The 23,574-nt window shown below is 36.2% G+C and carries 22 protein-coding genes, 11 tRNA genes and 1 rRNA gene; 11 read left to right on the top strand and 23 right to left on the bottom strand.

Annotated features, from left to right (window positions below):
* Window positions 1-172: 172 nt before the first annotated feature.
* The gene (locus tag HNQ80_RS15855; RefSeq protein ID WP_184311654.1) at window positions 173-307 is read right to left on the bottom strand and encodes a cyclic lactone autoinducer peptide; all 135 of its coding nucleotides are present in this window, start codon (window positions 305-307) and stop codon (window positions 173-175) included.
* Between the two features lie 287 nt (window positions 308-594).
* Here HNQ80_RS15855 and HNQ80_RS15860 point away from each other — a divergent pair, with 287 nt between their 5' ends.
* Complete coding sequence (locus HNQ80_RS15860) at window positions 595-777, top strand: aspartyl-phosphate phosphatase Spo0E family protein (RefSeq protein ID WP_184311655.1); 183 nt, start codon at window positions 595-597, stop codon at window positions 775-777.
* Window positions 778-1,166: 389 nt separating this feature from the next.
* Here HNQ80_RS15860 and HNQ80_RS15865 read toward each other — a convergent pair whose 3' ends face one another.
* Complete coding sequence (locus tag HNQ80_RS15865) at window positions 1,167-2,174, bottom strand: asparaginase (protein ID WP_184311656.1); 1,008 nt, start codon at window positions 2,172-2,174, stop codon at window positions 1,167-1,169.
* Window positions 2,175-2,471: 297 nt separating this feature from the next.
* Between HNQ80_RS15865 and HNQ80_RS15870 the strand changes: the two genes are divergently transcribed.
* Entirely contained in the window at window positions 2,472-3,341 is an 870-nt protein-coding gene (locus HNQ80_RS15870; protein WP_184311657.1) for a MurR/RpiR family transcriptional regulator, read from the top strand.
* A 29-nt stretch (window positions 3,342-3,370) separates the two neighbouring features.
* Window positions 3,371-5,011: a peptide ABC transporter substrate-binding protein gene (locus HNQ80_RS15875; protein WP_184311658.1), complete on the top strand. Its 1,641-nt coding sequence runs from the start codon at window positions 3,371-3,373 to the stop codon at window positions 5,009-5,011.
* A 63-nt stretch (window positions 5,012-5,074) separates the two neighbouring features.
* Here HNQ80_RS15875 and HNQ80_RS15880 read toward each other — a convergent pair whose 3' ends face one another.
* The 18 genes from HNQ80_RS15880 to HNQ80_RS26500 all read right to left on the bottom strand — a co-directional run bounded on the left by HNQ80_RS15880 (window position 5,075) and on the right by HNQ80_RS26500 (window position 12,366).
* Entirely contained in the window at window positions 5,075-5,257 is a 183-nt protein-coding gene (locus HNQ80_RS15880; RefSeq protein ID WP_184311659.1) for a hypothetical protein, read from the bottom strand.
* Window positions 5,258-5,439: 182 nt separating this feature from the next.
* Window positions 5,440-6,588, bottom strand: a complete 1,149-nt coding sequence (locus tag HNQ80_RS15885) for an NADase-type glycan-binding domain-containing protein (protein ID WP_184311660.1) — start codon at window positions 6,586-6,588, stop codon at window positions 5,440-5,442.
* Window positions 6,589-6,668: 80 nt separating this feature from the next.
* A complete protein-coding gene (locus HNQ80_RS15890; protein WP_184311661.1) occupies window positions 6,669-8,168 on the bottom strand; it encodes an ankyrin repeat domain-containing protein in 1,500 nt (499 codons plus the stop codon).
* Window positions 8,169-8,803: 635 nt separating this feature from the next.
* Window positions 8,804-9,469, bottom strand: coding sequence for a hypothetical protein (locus HNQ80_RS15895; RefSeq protein ID WP_184311662.1), 666 nt, complete (start codon window positions 9,467-9,469; stop codon window positions 8,804-8,806).
* A gap of 210 nt (window positions 9,470-9,679) precedes the next feature.
* On the bottom strand, window positions 9,680-10,069 hold the full coding sequence (locus HNQ80_RS15900; RefSeq protein ID WP_184311663.1) for a helix-turn-helix domain-containing protein: 390 nt from the start codon (window positions 10,067-10,069) through the stop codon (window positions 9,680-9,682).
* 236 nt (window positions 10,070-10,305) lie between these two features.
* Window positions 10,306-10,422, bottom strand: a 5S ribosomal RNA gene (rrf, locus tag HNQ80_RS15905).
* Between the two features lie 96 nt (window positions 10,423-10,518).
* Window positions 10,519-10,595: transfer RNA gene (locus HNQ80_RS15910), tRNA-Pro, on the bottom strand.
* 15 nt (window positions 10,596-10,610) lie between these two features.
* Window positions 10,611-10,686: transfer RNA gene (locus tag HNQ80_RS15915), tRNA-Trp, on the bottom strand.
* Between the two features lie 94 nt (window positions 10,687-10,780).
* Window positions 10,781-10,872: transfer RNA gene (locus HNQ80_RS15920), tRNA-Ser, on the bottom strand.
* Window positions 10,873-10,877: 5 nt separating this feature from the next.
* A tRNA-Lys gene (locus HNQ80_RS15925) sits at window positions 10,878-10,953 on the bottom strand.
* A 6-nt stretch (window positions 10,954-10,959) separates the two neighbouring features.
* Window positions 10,960-11,033, bottom strand: a tRNA-Gly gene (locus tag HNQ80_RS15930).
* Window positions 11,034-11,039: 6 nt separating this feature from the next.
* Window positions 11,040-11,114, bottom strand: a tRNA-Thr gene (locus HNQ80_RS15935).
* Window positions 11,115-11,198: 84 nt separating this feature from the next.
* A tRNA-Asp gene (locus HNQ80_RS15940) sits at window positions 11,199-11,275 on the bottom strand.
* Window positions 11,276-11,280: 5 nt separating this feature from the next.
* Window positions 11,281-11,356 (bottom strand) — tRNA-Val (locus tag HNQ80_RS15945).
* Window positions 11,357-11,360: 4 nt separating this feature from the next.
* Window positions 11,361-11,435, bottom strand: a tRNA-Glu gene (locus HNQ80_RS15950).
* A 5-nt stretch (window positions 11,436-11,440) separates the two neighbouring features.
* Window positions 11,441-11,516 (bottom strand) — tRNA-Met (locus HNQ80_RS15955).
* Window positions 11,517-11,522: 6 nt separating this feature from the next.
* Window positions 11,523-11,597 (bottom strand) — tRNA-Asn (locus tag HNQ80_RS15960).
* A 232-nt stretch (window positions 11,598-11,829) separates the two neighbouring features.
* Window positions 11,830-12,366, bottom strand: a complete 537-nt coding sequence (locus HNQ80_RS26500) for an RNA polymerase sigma factor (protein ID WP_184311664.1) — start codon at window positions 12,364-12,366, stop codon at window positions 11,830-11,832.
* A gap of 482 nt (window positions 12,367-12,848) precedes the next feature.
* Here HNQ80_RS26500 and HNQ80_RS15970 point away from each other — a divergent pair, with 482 nt between their 5' ends.
* Entirely contained in the window at window positions 12,849-13,055 is a 207-nt protein-coding gene (locus tag HNQ80_RS15970; protein WP_184311665.1) for a LexA family protein, read from the top strand.
* Between the two features lie 186 nt (window positions 13,056-13,241).
* Window positions 13,242-13,565 (top strand): hypothetical protein, encoded by a 324-nt coding sequence (locus tag HNQ80_RS15975; RefSeq protein ID WP_184311666.1) that lies wholly within the window; start codon window positions 13,242-13,244, stop codon window positions 13,563-13,565.
* A gap of 70 nt (window positions 13,566-13,635) precedes the next feature.
* Here HNQ80_RS15975 and HNQ80_RS15980 read toward each other — a convergent pair whose 3' ends face one another.
* Window positions 13,636-14,652, bottom strand: a complete 1,017-nt coding sequence (locus HNQ80_RS15980; protein ID WP_184311667.1) for a metal-dependent hydrolase — start codon at window positions 14,650-14,652, stop codon at window positions 13,636-13,638.
* A 455-nt stretch (window positions 14,653-15,107) separates the two neighbouring features.
* Here HNQ80_RS15980 and HNQ80_RS15985 point away from each other — a divergent pair, with 455 nt between their 5' ends.
* A complete protein-coding gene (locus HNQ80_RS15985) occupies window positions 15,108-17,480 on the top strand; it encodes an anaerobic ribonucleoside triphosphate reductase (protein WP_184311668.1) in 2,373 nt (790 codons plus the stop codon).
* Window positions 17,481-17,493: 13 nt separating this feature from the next.
* A complete protein-coding gene (nrdG, locus tag HNQ80_RS15990; protein ID WP_184311669.1) occupies window positions 17,494-18,045 on the top strand; it encodes an anaerobic ribonucleoside-triphosphate reductase activating protein in 552 nt (183 codons plus the stop codon).
* A 94-nt stretch (window positions 18,046-18,139) separates the two neighbouring features.
* Here nrdG and ybaK read toward each other — a convergent pair whose 3' ends face one another.
* The gene (gene ybaK, locus HNQ80_RS15995) at window positions 18,140-18,598 is read right to left on the bottom strand and encodes a Cys-tRNA(Pro) deacylase (RefSeq protein ID WP_334297394.1); all 459 of its coding nucleotides are present in this window, start codon (window positions 18,596-18,598) and stop codon (window positions 18,140-18,142) included.
* Between the two features lie 237 nt (window positions 18,599-18,835).
* Between ybaK and HNQ80_RS16000 the strand changes: the two genes are divergently transcribed.
* Window positions 18,836-20,467 (top strand): recombinase family protein, encoded by a 1,632-nt coding sequence (locus HNQ80_RS16000; RefSeq protein ID WP_184311671.1) that lies wholly within the window; start codon window positions 18,836-18,838, stop codon window positions 20,465-20,467.
* Here HNQ80_RS16000 and HNQ80_RS26685 read toward each other — a convergent pair.
* Entirely contained in the window at window positions 20,384-20,632 is a 249-nt protein-coding gene (locus HNQ80_RS26685; protein ID WP_184311672.1) for a transporter associated domain-containing protein, read from the bottom strand. The genes HNQ80_RS16000 and HNQ80_RS26685 overlap by 84 nt on opposite strands.
* Before the next feature lie 252 nt (window positions 20,633-20,884).
* Between HNQ80_RS26685 and ytvI the strand changes: the two genes are divergently transcribed.
* From ytvI to HNQ80_RS16020, 3 genes are all read left to right on the top strand, one after another.
* Complete coding sequence (gene ytvI / locus HNQ80_RS16010) at window positions 20,885-21,886, top strand: sporulation integral membrane protein YtvI (protein WP_330602904.1); 1,002 nt, start codon at window positions 20,885-20,887, stop codon at window positions 21,884-21,886.
* A gap of 787 nt (window positions 21,887-22,673) precedes the next feature.
* Window positions 22,674-22,844, top strand: a complete 171-nt coding sequence (locus tag HNQ80_RS16015) for a sulfonate/nitrate/taurine transporter ATP-binding protein (RefSeq protein WP_184311674.1) — start codon at window positions 22,674-22,676, stop codon at window positions 22,842-22,844.
* Window positions 22,834-23,343, top strand: coding sequence for an ABC transporter permease (locus tag HNQ80_RS16020; RefSeq protein ID WP_184311675.1), 510 nt, complete (start codon window positions 22,834-22,836; stop codon window positions 23,341-23,343). The genes HNQ80_RS16015 and HNQ80_RS16020 overlap by 11 nt, the downstream gene beginning before the upstream one ends.
* The last annotated feature ends 231 nt before the right edge of the window (window positions 23,344-23,574 follow it).

Consider the following 23,574-nt stretch of genomic DNA (forward strand, 5'->3'; position numbering starts at 1 on the left):
CTATCGACAATTTGTTTTCCCTAGGAAACCTAAGTTTCCTTCGACGCCCGCAAAACAGACTGCACACCTTTCTGAATACGGCAGAGGGAGAGTTCCCTCTGCACGCTTCATATCCAGGAAATCAAAAACCATAATTCCTAGATATTAAATAAGAACGATAAGAATATCGTTCTTATTTAAGTAGTTCTTCTGGACACTTTGGCTGATGAGACAGCATTAATGTCGCAGAGGATGCAGATGCTGTACCAACAAATAATGCGAATAGGGTAAGAATTTTTAAAGAGTTACTTTTTATAAAGTTCATCATATGTATTACCCCCTTTCATATTTTGGTAACTGCCTGTACAAATATAATACTACAAAAAATCAAAAATCAATGTCAAAATTTGTAATTTGCAAAAATATTTTTGAATTTTTTGATTATTATAGATACATCATTGGCTCTTTTCTATGAACTGATAACATAAAGCATCATTTTCTATTGAGTGTCATCATCATTTTATACTTTTTTACATTTTGTACATATTTTGGGTATTTTAAATTGTGTATGCTATAATTGAAAATGAAATTTATTTTATTGTGGCAGGTGGGTAAATGAATCGTTTGGAAATCATCAGAATTTTTATTGAGTCTCGCAAGAAAGACCTAGATAAACTTATCATGGCTGAAGATAATCTTTTAAGTTCAGAGGTACTGAACCTCAGCCAAGAAGTTGATCTTTTGATAAGTGAGTACTACAGATGCATGAAAAAAGCTGCGTCAGATGAAACACCATAAATCATATCAGAGTTTGAATTCATAGTAAACATAATGATTAATATTTCACCAAGCGTTCTTTTCATTGAGTTCTATTACAAAATTATGTTAAAGAGAACTTATTGTTGGTGTAGACTCTATCATATGACAGATTCGAGATACTTAATAATATCTTTTGGTCTTTGAAATTTATATCTTCCGTATAAGCTTATTATTCTATTTTTAGTATAATTTTCCATTATTGTTTCAAGAAATAATTTTCGTTTATACGAGCTGATGAATAGCTAAAACTTCATTTCACATAATAACCCATGTTTCTTTATCATAAAGAAATTCCTCTTTACCTCAACCTAGGTAAAAAGGAATTCAAGGAAGGTACACACTATATTGTTACATATAGTGGGAGGGGCTTAATTATTTTGAATCAATTCGACTGCAATTTTTGTTTCTCCTACAATCCCACCTTTATGATTCTTACTTTCCATAACATAATGTTTTTCTAGCTTTTTAAACTCTTCAGAACTGATCACATCCAACTTTCTTAACACTTCCAAGACTACCCCGTTTACAATGCCCTTTCCTCCGTCTTCAATCTTAAATGTTATGCCGATGCCTCTTCCTTTCAGTCCAATGGCATAATAGGCACCAGCTCCTGCTTTCGCAAATAGTCTATCTCCACATAACTTCATCAGATCGGTACATATTCTGTCTGTACCGCCTACCATCTCAGGATGGGCAATCATAGCCTCCGTGATCCGTGTAACGGTTTGACTGCGTACATCTCCTAAGACTTCTGGTTTTGAAAGTCTTGCAAAGCCTTGGGCAAATTTATATAATGGCATAGCATGGACAGGTACTCCGCATCCATCTATAGCTGTAATAATCTCATCTTCATCATACTGACATACTTCAGATAAAATGTTCATGATTCTCTTCTGAACAGGATGCTCAAGCTGATAATAATGATCTAAATCTTCCCCTAGGTGCTTAGCCGTAACCAGCATTCCCGCATGTTTTCCAGAGCAGTTGCAATGGACAGTTTGCGCCTTTAGTCCCTTCTCTTTTAACGCCTCAGCTGCATACTCTGCAAGGGGCATATGTATCCCACACTGTAGATAACTTTCATTTAGCCCAGCCTTTTTCAGCACACTTCGTACGCCCTCCACATGGAAGCACTCTCCACTGTGTGATGCGCAAAACAATGCAATCTCCTTATCTGTAATACCGTATGCATCAACTGCTCCACTCTCTATAGCAGGTATCGTCTGCATAGGCTTCGCAGAAGATCGGGCAAATGTTACTCTATAAGGATCTCCACAATAATACAATATCTTGCCTGTGATATCTACTACCGCCACATGCCCTATATGGGTCAAATCAATCACATTTCCTCTATACACCTTCGCTACTACTGACATACTTTTCCCACCATTCTCAATATTTTATTCATGAGACGATTATAACATACAATTATAATATTTACTTTATTATTTTATTTTTTTAAATTAATTTATTTCATTTTTATAGTATTATATATATTTTAATTCTTTGTATTCCAGAATCCTAGGCTATAAAAGCGTTAAAACATCCCACTATACAGGCAAAAAAGATTCATTAAACACTTTTAACCAAAGCATACACTTTAATTTTCATAATATTCTAGTTGACTTGCTATAATAAATATAGTAGTATACTTAAAAAACGAGGTGAGATTTTTGACCATTATTGAAATTATTAAGAATCATTTTTCCAACTTAAGCAATAAACAACAGAGCATTGCGCGATATCTTACTCGAAACAAAAGCAAAATTGCGTTTATGAGTTTAAAGGAATTAAGCAGTGAACTTAAGGTTTCTGAAGTGACAATACTAAATTTTTGTAAAGCGATTGGTGTAGACTCATTTATCGAACTAAAGAAAGAGTTTCAGACCCTCATCAAAGAAGAATTACAGGTTCCAGCTAAGATGAGATCCTCTTTAGAAGAGCTAGAAAGCCTCGAAGATGCAGTCAGGAATACAATCCAGCTTCAAAGAATGAACTTTGATAAAATTCTAGCGAATAATTCTATTGAAGTTCTCTATCAGGCTAGTCAGCTCATTCAAAAAAGTAAAACGGTTTATCTTTGTGGCTTAGGTGTTTCTAGTCTTGTATGCGATTTTCTGTATCCACGTTTAAAAACCTTACTTATTGATGTGAAAACTTTAGATTTAGATGATATTAACATACTCAGTAATGATTTGATCAGAGCTACGAAAGAAGACTTATTTATATTGATTTCATTTCCTATTTATTCAAGTCAGATTATACGATTAGCACAATATTTGTCAGCCAACGAATTTAAATATATCGCGATCACAGATAGCCAACAATCACCTATCGCCCAGAACGCAGATATCATACTAAAAGCAGAAAATCAATCTTTGGTTTTTTACAATTTTATATCGGCGACCATCACATTAATTGAATTGCTACTGATCGTTCTCAGCTATAACAATAAAGAAAGTATCATCCATGATGTAAAAGAGATCAAAGCTATTCACGAGTTTTTTTCTCATAAACCTGTTAGCAATAAAAAAAATAAATAAACATCTATTTTAAAAAAGGGGGAAAAAAGATGTTCAAAAAGAAAATTGCATTGGTGGTAGCTGCTATGCTAATGGTTTTAACAGTTTTAGCTGGATGTAGTGCTAACAGTAAGGACACTTCACAGTCTACAGATGGAAATACTCAACTGGGGTCTGCCGTACTTAACTTTAATTTAGCTGCAGATCCAAGAACTATTGATCCCAGCCTAAACGATGCCATCGATGGGAGCCACGTCATCAACAATACCTTTGAGGGACTGATGCGAGAAATCGATGGAGAACTACAAAATGCCATGGCTGAAACTCTTGAGATCTCAGACGATGGGTTAGTTTATACTTTTCATTTAAGAGATGCTAAATGGTCAGATGGGCAACCTGTAAAGGCGCAGGATTTTGAATACGGCTGGAAAAGAGTATTGGATCCTCTTACAGCAGCGCCCTATGCCCCTCATATGTTTTATATCAAAAATGCACAAGCCTATTATGAAGGCAAAGCATCCATAGAGGATGTCGGCATCCATTCTGTGGACGATAAAACCTTTGAAATAACCCTTAAAACACCAACACCATATTTCTTGTCCTTGATTACCCGAGGTGCTTTTATGCCTCTTCGCAAAGATATGGTAGAAAAATCTCCTGAAGGATGGGCAAAAGACCCAGCCACAGCCATATCCAATGGTCCTTTCGTTCTAGCTGAATATACGATAGGAGATCGACTGGTATTAAGAAAGAATGCAAATTATTGGGATGCTGAAAAAACAAAACTAGATCAAATCAATTATCTGATGATCATCGAAGCATCTACAGCGCTTACAGCCTATGACTCTGGAGAAATAGACATCATCAATGCTATGCCAGCTCAGGAAATACCAAGACTAATGAAGGAGGACCCCACATTTAATGTATTGCCACAGTTGGGAACCTATTATCTGATTTTTAATGTAAATAAAGCACCTACAAACGATGTGAAGGTACGCCATGCCTTAGCTTTGGCTATTGATAGAAAAGCTATTACAGAAAGTGTAAAAAAGGGAGGAGAAATTCCTGCTACTGGCTTTAATCCTATCGGACTGAAAGACTCTGCAGGAAATGACTTTAATAAAACAGCAGGAGATTATGGCGTTAATGTGGATGGCGGGAATGTAGAAGAAGCTAAAAAACTTTTGACAGAAGCAGGATTCCCCGATGGCAAAGGCTTCCCTCAAGTCACATTGCTCTACAATACAAGCGAAAGTCATAAGGCCGTCGCCGAAGCAATCCAGGAAATGTGGAAGAAAAATCTAGGAATTTCTGTAGATCTAACCAACCAAGAATGGGCAGTATTCCAAGAATCCCGTAAACAAGGAAATTTTGACATTGCTAGAGGTGGCTATATTGGAGATTATCCAGATCCTGTGGGATTATTAGAGTTATTTGTTACTAATTCTTCTAATAATGATCCTCATTGGTCAAATCCTGAGTATGATGAACTCATCAATCAATCCAGATTCGCAAAAGGTTCAGAAAGAGATGAATTGATATACAAGGCTCAGGATATATTGATGAAGGATTTGCCAGTTACTCCGATCTACTATTATACTGATCCTGTAATGGCAAAAGAATATGTAAAGAACTGGCAGAAAAATAGCATGAGTTACTGGTATTTTGGTAGAACATCTATTGAAAAATAGCTTCCACCATTCCATCCAGTCATTGAAATGAATTGCTGAGAAAAAATAATCAGGGGGCACTCTTTATTGATGGCTCCCTTTCTTCTTCAATTTTTCTATAATCAGATCATATGCTGCCAGCCTTTGCGCTTGGGGGAGTTGATTGATCCTGGATTCGATAATGTCTGCCCATGCTTTCGCCATTAGTTTTCCTACAACTTCATCATTAGGTTTATTCACTATCACTTCGATCTTTTTTCCTTTCATCAAACCCCCCCTTTCTATAAGCTATGAAATATCCAGTTTGTACTATGCTGTTACAAGATAAATTTCAGCGATCCTAGTCCATGAATAAAAAAGAAACCCATGCAACGAAATAGATTGCATGGGTTTCTCTATCTTTTTATCTCCAAAGCATCCACCTATATAATTAATAGATTCTGCAGCGCCTAATATGTACTAATCTCTGATATGCATGTATCAGAATATTTTTTACCTTTATAGATATCCAAGATCGTAAATTTAATTGATGTTGTCCTGACCGGTTTTCCTAGCATGATAGATGTCTTGCCTAAATCATCTTTAAAAGTTTTTATAAGCGATGTTCCATCGGAAAACTCTATTTTTACAGCTTTTAGTCTACTATTTGCTTGAAATAACTCATAGCTTTTTTGATATCCATTGTAGATGTCAACCTTGTAGATCTCTTGGACAGAAGGGCTCTCAAATTTTATCCATTCACCAACCCCATCATCTTCTTTCCCTTCAACCCATGCTGTAGCCGTGTTTTGATCTGCTATGTTTTTAGGGATATAATTTGGCTTATTCGGATCCAAAATAGATGAAGCTGTTATACTCTCCCATCCTGTAGTCTTAAAATTCGATGCTATGGCATCAATAAAATCTCCGCTTTGTTTTTTAAAAACACAAGTGTCTATATTGTCATCAGGATCCCCGAAAGTTACATATACCTTATTATCTTTCAACATTATCTCATACGGCCAGTAATATTGGTCCAAATCATCTACCTGCCACTTAATACCTCCATCAGGATACACTGCTGTAATAAATGGTCCATAATAGCCCGCGCAGTAGATTACGCCATCTTCATCTACTACTGGAGCAGGGGTTGACCCAACAAGTACGTTACCCCATTTTTCTCGACCTGTCTGCAGCTCTAACGCATATAAATTGGCACTTACCTCAATATAAACCATGTCATTTGCTATGGTATATTCTGATGCCACTTCTAACTCCGTCTCTTGAATGTCTTTCCATACCTTTTCCCATAATTTATTTCCAGCCTTATCTTGTGCAAAAATATGAAAATCTAAAGCACTGTTATCTTTTCCGTACTTTTTTTCGGTATATATGTAAACCTCGTTTTTCGTTGTCACATTCTTAGATAGACTGTCTGCCTCACTATTATTACTTTCTTTACGGTCATCCTCCAGCTTTGCGCCACTCTCCTCTTTAACAGTAGATTGATTATCATCAGTAGAAAGATTTTTCTCTGAACTCGAAGCAGAGTTCGTGCAAGCTGCTAAAACAATCATACAGCAGAGCATTAATATAACAATCAATTTCCTTTTTTTCATTGTTCCGCTCCCCTTATTATGTGTCGGTGTCATTCTATAGAAAGTCCTAAAGCATTGTATTCTTTAAAAAACAAATCATACTAAAGGTTTGTTGATATCTTATTTTCAACAAACCCATATTTAATTGCCACCGTATTTACTATGACCAGGGCCTGCTCTCTTGTAAGCAGGCCTTGCGGTTCAATTTTGTTATCTCCAAGACCCCTTATGATCTCATTCGTTAAAGCAAATGTCATATAATCTTTAGCCCAAGGTGAAACTCTATTAAAATCTACAAATGTCATAGAAGATGGGGTATTGCTGATTTGGACATTAATGTTATTCTTCTCTAATAATTTACATATCATTGTTATCATCTGTTCCCTTGTCAAATTTCCTGACGGATTAAATTTATCAGAAGATACACCACTAACAATGCCTAGTCTATAGGCTGCTAATACTTTCGGATTATCTACATCTTCAAATGGATTCGTCTCTGATGCCTCTAAAATTTCTTTGTTTACTGCTTGCTGAAGTGACATCAACAGCTCTGTTACTTCTTCCCTAGTAATATACTTTTTACTGAGACTTTCATTTATCAGTGAGCTAGGTACAATATTTTGTAATTTAAGATTATTCACATGAGTTTTCGCCCAGTCCGATATACCAAGATTTTGAGGTTGATCTGGCAGTTTATTTACCCCTGGTTTATATTTACCACTTGACACCTCTTTCAAAAATGCAATTACTTCCTTGGCATTATTACCAGATTCCAACGCTACAGTCAGCGGTGTTTCTCCTGCACTATTTTTACTATTAAAATCTGCTCCGTAATCAATAAGTATCTTAGCTGCATCAACTGAATTAAACCAAGCCGCTTCATGAAGTGGTGTATTACCTAATCTACCCTCTTGCGCTTGAAGATTTCCACCATGTTTGATCAGCAGTTCTGTAATCTCTTTCGCGTTATTTGCAGCCGCATCATGCAATGGTATCCTTCCGTTTGCACCTATTTTATTTACCTCTGCTCCGTTCTCCAACATGAGTCTAGAAATATCGGCTCTATTTTGGCTTACTGCATAATAGAAGACACTGCATCCGAAGTTATCTACGGCATTCACATCTGCACCGCTGTTTATTAAAAGTTTTGCATATTCATAATCATCGGGGGTATTATTATTTGCCACATAGTATAAAGGTGTATTCCCATAAGCATTTTTTGCATTCACATCTGCTTTACCTGTTTCAACGATTATCTTAGCAAACTCCACTGGTTGATCCCAAAAAGCCGCTTCATGTAAAGGTGTATTCCCTTGAAAAGTTTCTTTAATGCTGGGGTCTGCTCCTTTGTCTATTAATAATTTCACAATATCAATATTTCCATAATGAACTGCAATAAGTAATGGCGTCCGTCCATCTTTATCCCTCGCATTGATATCTGCACCATTCGCTATCTCATTTTTTGCCATTTCTAAATCACCCTCTACAGCGGCTATATGCAGAAATGTAGCGCTATTTTGAGTATTATTTGCATCAGCAAATGCACCAAAACTGTTTAACAAAACAAAAGCAATAATTAAAAAACAGGTTTTTTTATTCATTCATATCCTCCCACAAATAAATTAGTGAACTCGTTAAAACCATAGTAATAATATAACTTATCTTTTTCGTTCTGGCTACTCCCCTCATTTCTTATCTCACATATCATTTATAGGTTAACTCTTTGATATATTTTCAATATATACATCACGAATACCCTTTTCCCTTCCATCAAAATTAAACTTTATCCATAACAGAACCTACTCTGTAATATTGTCCCAATTCATCATTCTCTCTCTAAATGAAATGAGAATACTTTTAAAAGTTTTTCAGAAGCGATTAAATTATGTTCTCATGTTAAATATTGTCCTACTTCATTTTTCGAACACCATAGGTAAGGTTGCCAATATCCACTTCTATCTGGCGTTCTCTTCAAAATCAAAAATTGCAAGTCTGAGTTTCTTGTGAATATAAAAGCTTGTATATTTCTTCTCTCTACCATTTTTTTCACATCCTACTCAGCGCAATAGCAAAACATTCAACGAAGATACACTTAAGTACTATAGATTTAACTTCTACATCTTCCACCTATTTCCTTCTAACTAAAAAGAGTAGGAATTCACTCCTACCCAATCTGATTTGATATATATTATGCTATTGGAAAGATATATATGAAAGGAAACCACTAGCTCCCAATTTAATAAATTGCAGCTATCATTAGAATTATTCCAATGATAGGGTACATATACCAAGATATTCTCTGCATCGTGATATAAAGATCTGAGGGTTCTGGGTTTCTAACATGTAAAAAATTTTTAAGCATAAAGAAAAACAATGGGAACTTGATATCTATTGCCGTTAAAACAAATAATATTATAGCGAACATCAAAAGTTCAAATCTACCACGAATTGTTTCATTTGAAAAGGTAGAAAAGTCTACTACGTTTTTCAATGGTATTCTATAATCCGCATTATAGGATATTTCTTCATCAATTATATAATCATATTCCATTAATGGATCCCCATTTTTATCAAACAAAAATGGCATGTTCTTACTATATTCACCTTCAAAAATAATGTTTCCTTCTTCGTTCTTAATACTTTCTATACCTATTTCTAAATTAACAGCATCTCTAAAAGTTACAGTATATTTCTTATTCAAGTCATTTGGCAACCTATAAATCACATCTACACCACTTTGCTGATCGATTCCCTTCTTTACTGTAATGTGGTGAAAATCCCCATGCTTCGATTTGCCCACATAATGGGTATCAGAACCTTCTGCCTCTTTTTTTAGAAAAGTATCATCGAAATATACACCCGTGGTGAAAAAAGTCTTAAAGTACAAAATCAATATTGCCATTAACAAAGTTGCTAATAGAATCTTCAAGGATATACTTTTAGGAATTCTTTGCTTAATTCTATCAATCGTAATAAAACGCCCCCCTTATTATGTAATATGCAAGTAATTGTTACTTTATAATTTTATTAAATCAAACATATATCTCAGCCATAATCAAGTCTATAATGACAACTCATCCGTTAAACTTATTTTTATAATTCTAGGATACATTTATTGCAATATCCATCCTTTTACTGTATCATACTGCCTTCTTGTAGATGTAACCTCTTTTAACCATTCTTCAATGGATGTTTTATTAAAGTAATACTTTTTGTTTATGATCAAATATGGAAACATTGGTCCAGAAAATGTACCATACTGCTCAAGTTGTTTCTTTTCCGTATTTATAATTCCCAACACTTCATTCTCTGAGATATTAAGATATTTGGCGACGTCTGAAACAGTAATAAGATTCCCGTTATCAGCTTTCGTAAGTTCAACTTTTTCAGGTTTTGATTGTATAGCCGATTGAATAGCATAGCCAATCATTATGCCATTGAATATTATCGATATACCTAAAAACACAATACAAATTAACAAATATTTTCTATAATTTTTCATTCTATCAATCTCCTTAAAAATTTCTTTTCTTGCTCTTAAATACAATAAAGTAGCCTTAAGCAATGATTTAATACATTATTAGCTACTTTGTTTTTTGACCTAGAAAGTCTTCTTAATATTTCTCAATATTTTACATATCGACTTATCATTTTATAATATTAATTTCTACAAATTCCATTTATTCCCTTCTAAAATAAAAAACTAGAACGAATCTTTTCGTTCTAGTTTTTATGTAAAACCAGCGACGACCTACTCTCCCAAGGCGCTACCGCCTAAGTACCATCAGCGCTGAAGGGCTTAACTTCTGTGTTCGGTATGGGAACAGGTGTGACCCCTTCGCTATAGTCACTGGATTATGCACTTCGTGCAGATTAAGTTTAGTTTGAGATTGATTCAGGGTCTTCCTCTTAGGTCTTCAGGTCTTTAACCTGAGCCATAAGCACTTAATATGGTCGGGGTGGCAGGATTTGAACCCGCGGCCCTCTGGTCCCAAACCAGATGCGCTACCAAACTGCGCTACACCCCGATATGAATGAAATTTTGGCAGGGGTAGCAGGACTTGAACCCACGACACGTGGTTTTGGAGACCACTGTTCTACCAACTGAACTATACCCCTGTGAAAATGATGCCCTTCACGGGCTTGAAATCCAGTCCTACCGGTTATGAGCCAGAGACTGTAACCCCCTGAGCCAAAGGCCCTCAAGATGTTATGGCGGAGAAGGAGGGATTCGAACCCTCGCACCAGTTACCCGGTCTAACGGTTTAGCAAACCGTCCTCTTCAGCCTACTTGAGTACTTCTCCATATTTGGTGACCCATCCGCGGCTCGAACGCGGGACACCTTGATTAAAAGTCAAGTGCTCTACCTACTGAGCTAATGGGTCATATCTTGGAGCGGATGATGGGAATCGAACCCACGCGATCAGCTTGGAAGGCTGAAGTTCTACCATTAAACTACATCCGCACAAAATGGAGCTAGTGAAGGGAATCGAACCCCCAACCTGCTGATTACAAGTCAGCTGCTCTACCGTTGAGCCACACTAGCATAATGGGTTATAAGTTGTAAGTTGAAGGTTGTAAGTTTTTAGCTTATCTCTTTCAACTTTTAAACTTTCAACTATCTGAAAAATGGCGACCCGGAAGGGGCTCGAACCCTCGACCTCCAGCGTGACAGGCTGGCATTCTAACCAACTGAACTACCGGGCCAAATATGGTGGGCGCAATAGGGATCGAACCTATGACCCCCTGCTTGTAAGGCAGGTGCTCTCCCAGCTGAGCTATGCGCCCGAAATGGTGACCCATCCGGGAATCGAACCCGGGTTACCGCCGTGAAAGGGCGGTGTCTTGACCGCTTGACCAATGGGCCGTGTATGGTTGCGGAGACAGGACTTGAACCTGTGACCTTCGGGTTATGAGCCCGACGAGCTGCCAACTGCTCCACTCCGCGATATAATGGCTCCAGAGCGGGGACTCGAACCCTGAACCTACCGGTTAACAGCCGGGTGCTCCACCATTGAGCTACTCTGGAATATTTCTACGTCCTTTTGAAGTGACAAAAACTATAATACCATATACACTTAGATATTGTCCATATGTAATTTATTCCAAATCCCCTCTTTTCTTCACAATATAATTATTTAGGTTTACGATTTGGAATAAATATCTGTTACATATTTTGTTATGTCGGAGATGTTCGTGAACTTGAAGGTTTTAATACTGTATATATATATTTGAAATAAACGCATTAAATATGTCCATGATTACTTCCCTCCTACCTCTTTTCTCAGTTTGTTTAAAGCAGCTTGTTTGATTTTATTGACAGCTTGTTTTGTAATTCCTAGCTCTTTAGCCACCATTTCTTCTTCTTTATCCTTAATAATACATTCATGAATGATTTGTTTTTGCCTATCCGTTAATGTTTCTATGGCTTGGAGTACTTCTTTATCTGCAAAAATCTCGCGATAGTCTATATTTTCTTTATCCCCATAGATTTCTTCTATAAAATCCATAGGGGCATCGGCAATAGTGTTGATTCTTTCCTCTTCAAAATCGGCGTCCAATACATTTAAGTACAAACCTTCTTTTTCTCTGATTTCGCTCTCCATTGTCTTTATATCCATGGCTGCAAAGACAATGGATTTCCTTATATAACTGTAGAGCTTGATTCGAAACAGGTAATCATTAAACTTTTGATTGAGGACATCTAGAACTCTATCATTCTTGAAGATAATTCCCTGGACATATAGCTCCTTATTTGCCGCATCTTCTTCTAAAAACTGCTTTGCTAAACGATCCACTTTATCCCCTCCTTGTGTAACCCCCTGTAACCTGTTTACCCATAAGATACATTTACTAATTGCCCAAATATATTTAAGCTCCCCTCCTATATAAGACAACTGAAAAGTAAATTTGGTCAACCTTTTTACATGCATTTTTGATTTTTTTAACTTTGTGTCAATTATTACATTTAGATTATAATTCATACTCAGATTATTCCTTCCAAAATCCCTTCGCCATAAGAAACACAATGAGATCCTTATCAGCTACTTCTCTTAAATCCATTTTTCCCATGTCATCACCACTATTAATAAGGCACATTAGCTAAGGATATTTTACTGGCACATATGTTCGGCAGCAAATATACGAATATGGTTTCTAGAGTGAACTAACTCATCTTTGTTCTTCATTCTTTCCATATTCAGCCTAATTCGGAATTTTACTATCGAACTCACGTTCGGTATAATCTATCTATAGTGACTCTACCATAGGAGGTGTATATATGCTAACAACAAGTCAAGACAAGATTTTAAATGCTATCAAGTTCTATTATCGAATGTTCGGTTTCTCTCCATCCGTTCGAGACATCGCTGATCTTTGTGGAATGAAATCAATCAATACAGTGCGCCAACATCTTCAAACATTAAAGCAGAAAGGGCTCATTTCCATGGAAGAATCTAAAGCCAGGGCTATCAAGATCCTATCATAGATCAGAATGTGAACTTATAAAAGATAAGAAACGTGTGATCATACATATTGACTCCATATTAACTCAAACAAGAGATTGATACTTGCAAATGAGTGTTGTTTAAAATATAATGGATACATAGCACTATATCTAGTATGTTATGCTAAACTAACTACTTTATTTAGAACTTCAAGGGGGAATTACTACATGCTGGATGAACGAATCTACAAGGAGCATTATGAAACAATTTTACATATGACCAGGAATTTAGGCATTGATACGACTGATGATTGTTTGCGTCAAGAACTTTCCAGTGCATCTAAGGAAGTTGCTGTTTTGCGTGAGAAGATCTTGAATATGAAAGCATCCCTCCATCAAAAAACAAATATGGATGAGTTTCGCCACCTTCAGTATGATTTAGAAGATGCTCAGGCTCTTCTAGATAACTTACTACACAAACTGCGAACAAGCGATGAAAGGTACCTATGTTTTAAAGAATATCTTCGTCGCAATCCTAAGGAAATTGAATAACTAAAACTGAAAAAGACTGGAAAATTCACTTTCCAGTCTTTTCTCTATTTTATAAATTCATTCAATCTACCTAAATAAGCTTGATATTTCCATTAAATACAATAAATGAACTCACTGCAACAATAAGAAGGACTATCACATAACAACTTTCGAAAATATTTCCCCATGTACTTCCTGTGCTCATAAGGGGTAGCCTTACCCTAAAACTTAAAACGCTATTGATGATTTGATACACTTTGAATCTTTTTAGTTTTTTCTTAAGTCCCAGTTTATTTATAATCATTGGTATAATGGAAAGGGGAACCCCCTCTTTGGTGAGGGCATCCGTCAAATAAAGATGACTAAAATATCCTATCATAAAGGGCTGCATAATCCATGCATGCCCGATTTTATTGCCCAAGTACCAGGCAGCTATAGCAAACAGTATAAAACCTTCTATAGAGTGTAGAAAACTCCTATGGGGAAATATGGCTATTCCTATGAATAGTAGTCCAATAAGATATAGATAAATATTCCCGCCATTTAGATAGCTATATCTAATGATCCCTGCTCCTGTCCCGCCATAGATTAAGATCATGGCTCCACGCTTTAAGAAATTTCCTCCTTTGTAGACTATAGACATAATTCCTTCATATAGATTCCCAATAACAGGTATGTTTCTTAAAAGGTATCGCCCTTTTCTACCCATAAATCCAAGTAATATGAAAAGAATTGCTGCAGCATAAGTAATGGTTATTGCATAGTCCTTCGTAGGCTCTAAACTTGATAGAATGCCTATAAAAGCTCCTGGATTGAAAAGTATGTACACTCCAATTCCAAGAGTAAATACGAACCCTATGATTGTTTCTATGATCCTTTCTAACGTATTGATTGCTCCTTTGGCCATTCCCGTTACAGGATTAAGATGATTAATTTTACTGTGCTGACTATCGGCATCAGCCATGAGACCTGCCATCCCTGCCACAGCCATTCCTGCAATGGTTAAGCTCTGAGCAACGCCTTCAAAGGGCAATACATTAAATGCTGGCACTGTTGAAGCAATGACATAACTTAATACACCTATCTGAAAATGGGTCTTACCCATCATATTAATGCACCTCCGTAAAAAAATAGGTTCTGATCCCAGCATTAGGACCAGAGCCACTGTATTGATTCATTTTATTTTAGCACATTTCTCTGTTCAAACACAAAGCCATTTACATTAAAATTACCCTTTCCAAATCACGAAAAATATTTATTTTCATGGATAAATCCCAGTATTTAAGCTGTCTATAGACTTTTCATCAATAAAGTTATTATCTGTGAGAATAACATCATAAACGACAGATTTGTAGAAAAAAATCGGTTCTAATCATAAATTATGAGCCAAATTTCTTATTGAGTATCCCTGCTAATTTTGCTAAAATTTACTTCAGATAGAAAAAACGAGTACATAATATATAACCCTTTGGAAAGCTTGAGGGTATTTTTTATTGCTTTTCAATCTATATATAGTACACCAGCTATATTCGCGCACAATATATAGAAGAAAGGAAGTTGGAAATGATCGACAAAATCAAGAAGAGAGATGGCCGAATTATTAACTTTGTTCCTCAGAAAATTACAGCAGCAATTTTTAAAGCAGCCCAGGCTGCCGCTAAGAAAGAAGACCGGGAAGCAGACTATGACATCGCTGAAAAGCTGACGGAAGATGTGATGGCTTTATTGAACAAAAAATACATAGGAGAAATTCCTACTGTTGAACAAGTGCAGGATGCGGTTATAAAGATATTGATTGAAGCAGGACATGCAAAGACAAGCGAAAATTACATCCTCTATAGGGCAGATCGTACAAGAAGCAGAGAGTCAAAATCTCGCTTGATGAGAACCATAGAAGCAATCACTCTAAAGGATGCCACCGAAAGTAACACAAAAAGAGAAAATGCCAATATTGATGGAAATACTGCAATGGGTACAATGCTTCAGTATGGGAGTGCTGTTTCAAAGGAGTTTTGTAAAACCCATATGTTGAAGCCTGAGCATGCCTTTGCCCACGATAATGGAGATATACATATTCATGATCTTGACTTCTTTAATATGGGCACGCTAACCTGTGCTCAAATAGATATTATCAACTTGTTTGAAGGTGGATTCTCTACAGGTCACGGCTTTTTAAGAGAGCCGCAGGACATCATGAGTTATGCTGCATTAGCTGCTATAGCTATTCAGTCCAACCAAAATGATCAACACGGCGGACAAAGTATCCCCTTTTTCGACTTTGGTCTTGCGCTAGGGGTAAAGAAGACTTACAAAAGACTTTATAAATCTAATATGGCAAAAGCCATTGCAATATATTGCAGCTTTGAGGATGAAGAACCAGAGAAAATAGCAGATGAAATTATCCAAGAATCTCAACTAGTTTCTAAACTCCCATTAACCATGGAAAATGATCCTTCCTATGTGGATGTGGAAATAGATTTATTAGCGAAAAAGCTAAACATCAGCAAAGAACAAGCTGTAAAAATACATAAATTCACGAAAAAATATACTTTCCAAGAAACTGATAGAAGAACCTATCAAGCAATGGAAGCTTTTATACATAATCTTAATACGATGCATTCAAGAGCAGGTGCCCAAGTACCCTTTAGCAGCATAAACTTTGGGACAGATACTTCTATAGAAGGCAGAACAATTTCTAGAAATCTGCTATTGGCAACAGAATCAGGCCTTGGAAATGGAGAGACAGCAATATTTCCAATACTGATTTTTAAAGTTAAGGAAGGCGTGAACTATAATCCTGAAGACCCGAACTATGATTTGTTTAAATTATCCTGCAGGGTATCTGCAAAAAGATTGTTCCCCAACTTTAGCTTCTTAGATGCATCTTTTAATGCTCAGTACTATATACCTGGTCGTCCTGAAACAGAAGTCACCTATATGGGCTGTAGAACCCGGGTGATCGGAAATGTCTACGATAAGGAAAGAGAAATTGTTACAGGTAGAGGAAATATTTCCTTTACGTCGATCAACCTGCCAAGACTGGCAATCAAACATGGCCAGGCAGCAAAAGGAGAAGCAAATATCGATGGTTTTTTCTCAGAGTTGAATGAAAAGATTGATCTGGTCATTGATCAACTAATGGAGAGAATGAAGGTACAGCAGAGTAAAAGGGTAAAGAACTTTCCTTTCTTAATGGGTCAAGGCATTTGGATAGATTCCGATAAACTTGACTGGGATAGCGATTTGAGCGAAATCATAAAGCATGGTACCCTAACGGTTGGATTTATTGGCTTGGCTGAAACATTGAAGGCTTTAATTGGAAAGCATCACGGTGAAAGCCAAAAAGCCCAAGAACTTGGACTAAAAATAGTAAAGTTTATGCGTGATAAGTTGGATACTACGGCCGAAAAATACAAACTTAATTTCTCATTAATCGCTACACCTGCCGAGGGATTATCCGGAAGGTTTACACGAATAGACCGCAAAGTATTTGGAGAAATTCCAGGAGTTACAGACAAGGACTATTATACAAACTCCTTCCATGTACCAGTCTATCACACCTTAAGCGCTTATGAAAAAATACAGTTAGAGGCGCCTTATCATACCTTTACAAATGCAGGTCACATTACATATATAGAGTTGGATGGAAAGCCTTCAGATAACTTAGAAGCCTTTGAAACAATTGTTAGAGCCATGAAAGATGCAGGGGTTGGATATGGCAGTATCAATCACCCTGTAGATCGGGATCCTGTTTGTGGATTCAATGGCGTTATCGATGATATTTGCCCTGGATGTGGTCGAACAGAAGAAGACGGGGTAAAATTTGAAAGAATTCGGAGAATAACAGGTTACTTAGTAGGAACAATCGATCGATTCAACGACGCGAAGCTTGCAGAAGTGAAACAAAGAGTAAAACATAATTTTAAAAGGATATAAAGGATGTGGTTAAATGCTCGTCCGTTTAGCTCACAAAATGACGAGGGATAGTATTGTTGATGGACCGGGTCTTCGAGCGGTCATTTGGACTCAGGGCTGTAAGCATAAATGTAAAGGCTGTCACAATCCTTCTACCCATGACTTCAATGGTGGGTTCCTCATGGATACACAGGATATTATATCGGAATTAGAAACTTTAAAGTTAAATCGTGGCATTACCTTTAGCGGTGGCGAACCCTTCGAACAACCCCTAGAATGTCTCGAAATTGCCAAGCAGGCAAAGGAATTAGGTTTGAATATTTGGTGTTATACTGGTTATACCTTCGAGGAACTGACCAATGTGAAAAGCTTTAAGTATAAAGAAGGCTGGCTAGAATTTCTAAAATACATTGATGTACTCATTGACGGCCCCTTTATTCTTGAAAAGAAAAATCTACTACTAAGATTTCGAGGGTCAGAAAATCAAAGAATTTTAGATGTGCAGCGATCCTTAAAATTGAAAATGCCAGTTCTACATGAAGACTATCATGAAATCCATATAGATGAAGCAGCCATAGCCCGATAGACAAATTGAGTAAATACATACAAACTATAAAAACCATGGAAAGACATTTGTTCCATGGTTTTTTATGTTCTCAAAGCTGCCAACTTATTGATTGTTAACTGGAAATAGAGATACTATCTATCATGCAGTGTAGAAGGCCCGCTAAATCTTTAGGTGCCAACTCTATTTGATGCCCTATCTTCCCTGCGCTTACAATGAATGTATCTAATTCTCTGCAGGAGCTATCCAGTACAGTTTTATATTCTTTTTTCATTCCTATAGGCGAGCATCCCCCGCGAATATACCCTGTAACTTTGTTAATATCAGTAACCTTAATCATCTCAACCGCTTTTTCATTTACTGCCTTTGCTGCTGCTTTTAAATCAAGTTCTCTAGCAACAGGAATGACAAAAACATAGTATTCTCTGGTTGTTCCTTGGGTAACAAGAGTTTTGTAAACCTTTTCAACAGGCTGTCCTATTTTTGAAGCAACTGAAATACCATCTACCAAGCCATCTCCATGATCATAAGCATGTGTTTTATATAAAATTCCTGCTTTATCAAGAATTCTCATAGTATTTGTCTTTAAATTTGCCAATGGTTATCCCTCCTTTGATTATTTCATAGTACTAATTTCTACACATTTTATTTATTACCTTCTCAAATCAACAAGTAGGGGTTCTTTGTTCTACTTTGCCTCATTAAGGGTATATTTCATAATATATATTTAATGGCTTTATGAATGCCGTCGCTTTTAATCTCATAATTATATAACTAGCTTTATATAATTATGAGATTAAAAGGTGATCACATGAAAGTTGCAATTTATTCTAGAAAATCTAAATTCACTGGCAAAGGTGAATCTACACAAAATCAAATAGAGTTATGCAAAGAATATGCTATAAAGCATTTCAGTATTGATGATTTCGTTGTATATGAAGATGAAGGCTTTTCTGGGGGAAATACAGACAGGCCAGAATATCAACGGATGCTTTCAGATGCAAAAAAGAAGAAGTTTGATACACTGATTTGCTATCGTTTGGATCGTATCAGCAGGAATGTATTAGATTTTTCAAATACCATTGAAATGCTGCAAGCGTATAATATCTCTTTTGTATCTATTCGCGAACAGTTTGATACCTCTACCCCTATGGGGCGTGCAATGATGTATATCTCTTCTGTATTTGCCCAACTTGAGCGAGAAACAATTGCTGAACGTATTCGTGATAATATGCACCAGCTAGCAAGATCCGGCAGATGGTTAGGTGGTATTACTCCAACCGGTTTTGAAAGTGTTTCTTATACATATCAAGATGAAAACCTCTCTAAACGAAAGGCTTATAGACTTTCTCCTATCCCTGAAGAGCTTGATCTCATCAGATCAATCTACTATAAATACCTGGAATTGGAATCATTGACCAAATTAGAAAGCTGGTCTTTAGAAAGTCATGTCAAAACCAGGAATGGGAATAATTTTGAAAAAAGCACTTTGAAAATGATATTAACCAACCCAGTTTATGCTGTCGCCGATCAATTACTCTATGAATACTTTGAATCTTATGGTGCAGACATGGCAGGGCCAAAACAGGAGTTTGATGGCTATCATGGCTTGATGGTATTTAATAAGCATGATGAAAAAAAGAAGAATAAAGTTATGCGCAAAGATAAATCGGAGTGGATTGTTGCTGTAGGAGATCATATGGGTATCATTCCATCGAAAGACTGGATACATGTGCAAAATCTAATTGACGCAAATGCTGATAAGGCTCCCCGTGCGGGTACAGGAAACTATGGCATTCTAACCAGATTATTAAGATGTACAGAATGCGGTTCAAAAATGCGCGTTTCCTTAAAACATAATAAAAGCAAAGGCATTACGCACTACTACTATAAGTGCCTCATGAAAGAACAGTCTCGCGGGTCACACTGTAACATTCAAAACCTTAACGGTATAGATACTGATCAAATTGTACTTGGTGAACTTAAGAGACTTGCGTTTGATGAGAGTGATCTGGCTAAAGAATTAGGCTTAAAAAAGAAAACTATCCATACACTAAAAAAAGTATATGAATTAGATAGAAAACATCTTGAGAAAGAATTAGCAAAGCTTGAAACATCTATCCAAAATCTAACGCTGCAGTTAGCAGAAAATCAAAATTCCTCAGCTTCAAAATATATCATACAACAAATCGAAAGTATCGACGTCCACATTGTAGAGATTAGAAAGAAACTTCAAGATATTGATGATGAAAATGAATCTTCTTTAATAAAACAAATGAATATCGAGATTATTCAGGAGCTCATGAAAAATTTCACTGAAAACTATGACAATCTAAGCTTTGAGGAAAAGAGAAAAATGCTAAATCAAATCATTGACGAAATCACTTGGGATGGAAATAGAATTGAAATAAATGTATTTGGCTATAATAGAACAAGTCTTTGACTTTTCAGCCTTGAATTCAAGATTTTCATGCCCTACAGAAGAATTTTCATCTTCTCCAGGAACGCTTCCCGAGATATCTAATAAAAATCCACCTATCGAATCATCATATTCAGCTGTAAGCGCTAAATTGAGTTCTTCATTAAGCTCATCTATATTAAGAACCAATTTATTTTTCTCAGCCTGTCCAACCCTTACAGCGTCTAGAGAAAGATATAGTAATTCATTATAAGTAATAGTATAATTAGTATGATAATTTCGAGTATAGAATTAGTGTGAGAAGCTATGGGTCATTCTAATCGTCTTGTAGATGACTAATTTGTTTTCTCAATATTAAAGTCTATATATAACCTGCATCTAAGCTGAAAGGAGACTCATATATTAGATCCAGTATTTATTGATAAGCTGAAAAAGACTGCTATCTTCGTCGTTGCATTTTCTTTGTTGTTTATTCTGTTTTTCTCATCCCTGTCGTATACCCTACCCTTTGTTCTGGCGTTTATTATAGCTCTATGGACAAAACCATTAAACAAATATCTTCAGAAAAAATTTAAAATATCAAACGCTATCTCTTCAATTATATCTACAACCCTTGTGTTTTCATTACTAGGAATCCTAATATCCGCAGTATTATATAAAATTACAAATGAAGCAAGACTGCTGCTTACTAAAATCCCTAATCTTGAAACGATTAGAAGCTATGTTGAACTATATCTTAACGAACTTAATAGCTTCTTTGGTCAGTTAGATCCTGCACTAATAGAAAAAGCTTATCCCCAACTTACAGCCATGCTGTCTGGTACCTTTGATGTAACTGTAGGTATCCTAAATACCATTATCTCCTTTGTCATTGGACTTCCCGTCGCTCTCATGATTGCGTTCATTACATTTCTTGCTACCTATTTCTTTTCTAAAGATATGCCCGACATCGTAGAAAGATTCTATTCTATTTTTTCCTTTCACGGTAAGGAAAAAATGCATAGCATTCTTAAAGAGGGTAGTAGTATGATTGCAGGCTATTTTAAAGCATACTCTACGGTGATATTTCTTACATTTCTTGAGACGTTAATTGGACTCTCAATATTAGGAATAGATTATGCCTTAATTCTCAGTATCTTATCAGCAATTATGGATGTACTCCCTATTCTAGGTATCAGTGCTGTCTACATACCCCTTGCGTTATATAATCTTTATTTGGGCAATACCTTTGTTGCTGTTGGACTATTGATTCTCTATGTGATTGTCACTGTAGCGAGACAAATCATTGAACCAAAGCTAGTTTCTACGACTTTAGATATTCATCCTGTAATGATATTGGCAGCAATTTTCATTGGTTTAAAAGCATATGGCTTTCTTGGAATGATTTTTTTGATTGCCCTCATGGTAGTCTATAAGATATTATCAAAAGTGCGTATTTTGTAATGAAAAGATGCTTAATAAAAGATGAAAGAAGCCAAAGAATTCTTTGGCTTCTTTCATCTTTTATTAAGCAATATCTAGTCTTTTTTCTTTTTTTCTAATTCTTTCTCTCCTGCACGGATAAGAAGCATGCCTCCAACAGCAAATATTGTAAAGACAACGATTACTGCTATTACATCCATGTGTATCCTCCTCTCCTCATTAAGTTTCCTAATGAAGAGAGATGCTTTTATACCTTTCCGAGTTATGTTTAGGTAATAATAAATCTTTTAGCCTTATAAAACAGTATTTCATGTTTTCTTCTCTATATTTATTTAATCGTTCTTTGCTCAAAGCGAGCGGGAGAAAGAAAATATTCTTTATGAAGAAATATACGCAACGCAGGAACAAAGATGCAGTGAAAACGATGCCTATTCTTTCTTTAACTATTCTAACATATAAAGTATCATTAGCATCAGTCAAAGGTGTAGCTATCACAAATCCAGTCGTTTTTTCTTGTTTATTATCTATATTGAAAAAGCCTGCACAAATAAAAATGATTATAACAATACACTGAATCATAATGATTTGAGATTTATGTCTCCACATTTTACCCTCACCGCCATTATCCTATGCATACCTGATAGTCTTATTATATACTCGTTTGTTTTATAATGCACAACATTTCCTCAAAGGAAAATAATGAATTGTTATCAAAAGCATACTAGTCTTCCTATGTCGATTACCTAATGATAGTCTATTGATTTTCATTCTCTTTCTCCATTTAAGAGATATAGCAGAAGCTATAAGCATGGCAGATCGAGTGGTTGTTTTGTCCAAAAGACCAGCATGCGTAAAGAGTGTTCACGAAATCAAATTGACGTTAGACGTGGAACGAACACCTCTTACTTCAAGGGAAGCTCCTGAATTCAGACATTATTTCAACACCATATGGAAGGAGCTGGATATACATGTTAAATAAAGTGAAGTGCAATAGTAATGTCGAGGAACAAAACTATGAATTCTCCCAGGAGCACCTAGACTATTTGTGCGCAGTCAAAAGAAGGAGACGTGCTATTCTTTTTACCCAAATTGCACTATTGGCTGTATTCTTTATCGTCTGGGAGCTTGCAGCACAACTGAAACTGATCGATACCTTCTTAACCAGCTATCCTTCCCAGATGTGGAGACTATTCTTGCAACTTGTTAAGGATGGTTCACTACTAAAGCATATGGGCATTAGCACCTTTGAAACAGTGATAGGATTTATAGCAGGAACACTTCTAGGAACTATCGTGGCTATTCTTCTTTGGTGGTCAGATTTTGCATCGAAAGTTCTTGATCCTTATATGGTGGTACTCAACGCATTACCAAAAACCGCCCTTGCTCCCATCATCATTCTTTGGGCAGGTGCAGGCATCACTGGAATCATCGTTACAGCAATGACTGTATCCATTGTTTTTAGTGTCGATACTGCATAATCATCTATTGCTAGTCATATATATTAGCATGGATGCTTATATGATTATTCTACGGATCATACTAAGGATAATCAACAAGGAAAACGAAGAACAAAAGGAAGAAGAGCAGGATTAAATCCTGCTCTTCTTCCTTTTGTTGAGACTGTTGACAAAGTCCACCCGAAAGGGTGGATATTTTTTATGTGTCAAAAAGGGATTACGAAGTTAATGTAGAATATATAAAGTGAGGTG

This window comes from Anaerosolibacter carboniphilus (assembly GCF_014205875.1).
Lineage (GTDB): Bacteria > Bacillota > Clostridia > Peptostreptococcales > Thermotaleaceae > Anaerosolibacter > Anaerosolibacter carboniphilus.

Excerpts from the sequence above, each read along its gene's own strand:
- HNQ80_RS16000 (WP_184311671.1), top strand. The coding sequence starts at position 18,836 with ATGAAAGTTGCAATTTATTCTAGAAAATCTAAATTCACTGGCAAAGGT.
- HNQ80_RS15970 (WP_184311665.1), top strand. The coding sequence starts at position 12,849 with ATGCTAACAACAAGTCAAGACAAGATTTTAAATGCTATCAAGTTCTAT.
- HNQ80_RS15865 (WP_184311656.1), bottom strand. The coding sequence starts at position 2,174 with ATGTCAGTAGTAGCGAAGGTGTATAGAGGAAATGTGATTGATTTGACC.
- HNQ80_RS15975 (WP_184311666.1), top strand. The coding sequence starts at position 13,242 with ATGCTGGATGAACGAATCTACAAGGAGCATTATGAAACAATTTTACAT.
- HNQ80_RS16020 (WP_184311675.1), top strand. The coding sequence starts at position 22,834 with ATGTTAAATAAAGTGAAGTGCAATAGTAATGTCGAGGAACAAAACTAT.
- HNQ80_RS15855 (WP_184311654.1), bottom strand. The coding sequence starts at position 307 with ATGATGAACTTTATAAAAAGTAACTCTTTAAAAATTCTTACCCTATTC.
- HNQ80_RS15880 (WP_184311659.1), bottom strand. The coding sequence starts at position 5,257 with ATGAAAGGAAAAAAGATCGAAGTGATAGTGAATAAACCTAATGATGAA.
- HNQ80_RS15980 (WP_184311667.1), bottom strand. The coding sequence starts at position 14,652 with ATGATGGGTAAGACCCATTTTCAGATAGGTGTATTAAGTTATGTCATT.
- HNQ80_RS15860 (WP_184311655.1), top strand. The coding sequence starts at position 595 with ATGAATCGTTTGGAAATCATCAGAATTTTTATTGAGTCTCGCAAGAAA.
- HNQ80_RS15895 (WP_184311662.1), bottom strand. The coding sequence starts at position 9,469 with ATGGCAATATTGATTTTGTACTTTAAGACTTTTTTCACCACGGGTGTA.
- HNQ80_RS15890 (WP_184311661.1), bottom strand. The coding sequence starts at position 8,168 with ATGAATAAAAAAACCTGTTTTTTAATTATTGCTTTTGTTTTGTTAAAC.
- HNQ80_RS15985 (WP_184311668.1), top strand. The coding sequence starts at position 15,108 with ATGATCGACAAAATCAAGAAGAGAGATGGCCGAATTATTAACTTTGTT.
- HNQ80_RS15885 (WP_184311660.1), bottom strand. The coding sequence starts at position 6,588 with ATGAAAAAAAGGAAATTGATTGTTATATTAATGCTCTGCTGTATGATT.
- HNQ80_RS15875 (WP_184311658.1), top strand. The coding sequence starts at position 3,371 with ATGTTCAAAAAGAAAATTGCATTGGTGGTAGCTGCTATGCTAATGGTT.
- HNQ80_RS16015 (WP_184311674.1), top strand. The coding sequence starts at position 22,674 with ATGGCAGATCGAGTGGTTGTTTTGTCCAAAAGACCAGCATGCGTAAAG.
- nrdG (WP_184311669.1), top strand. The coding sequence starts at position 17,494 with ATGCTCGTCCGTTTAGCTCACAAAATGACGAGGGATAGTATTGTTGAT.
- ybaK (WP_334297394.1), bottom strand. The coding sequence starts at position 18,598 with ATGAGAATTCTTGATAAAGCAGGAATTTTATATAAAACACATGCTTAT.
- HNQ80_RS15900 (WP_184311663.1), bottom strand. The coding sequence starts at position 10,069 with ATGAAAAATTATAGAAAATATTTGTTAATTTGTATTGTGTTTTTAGGT.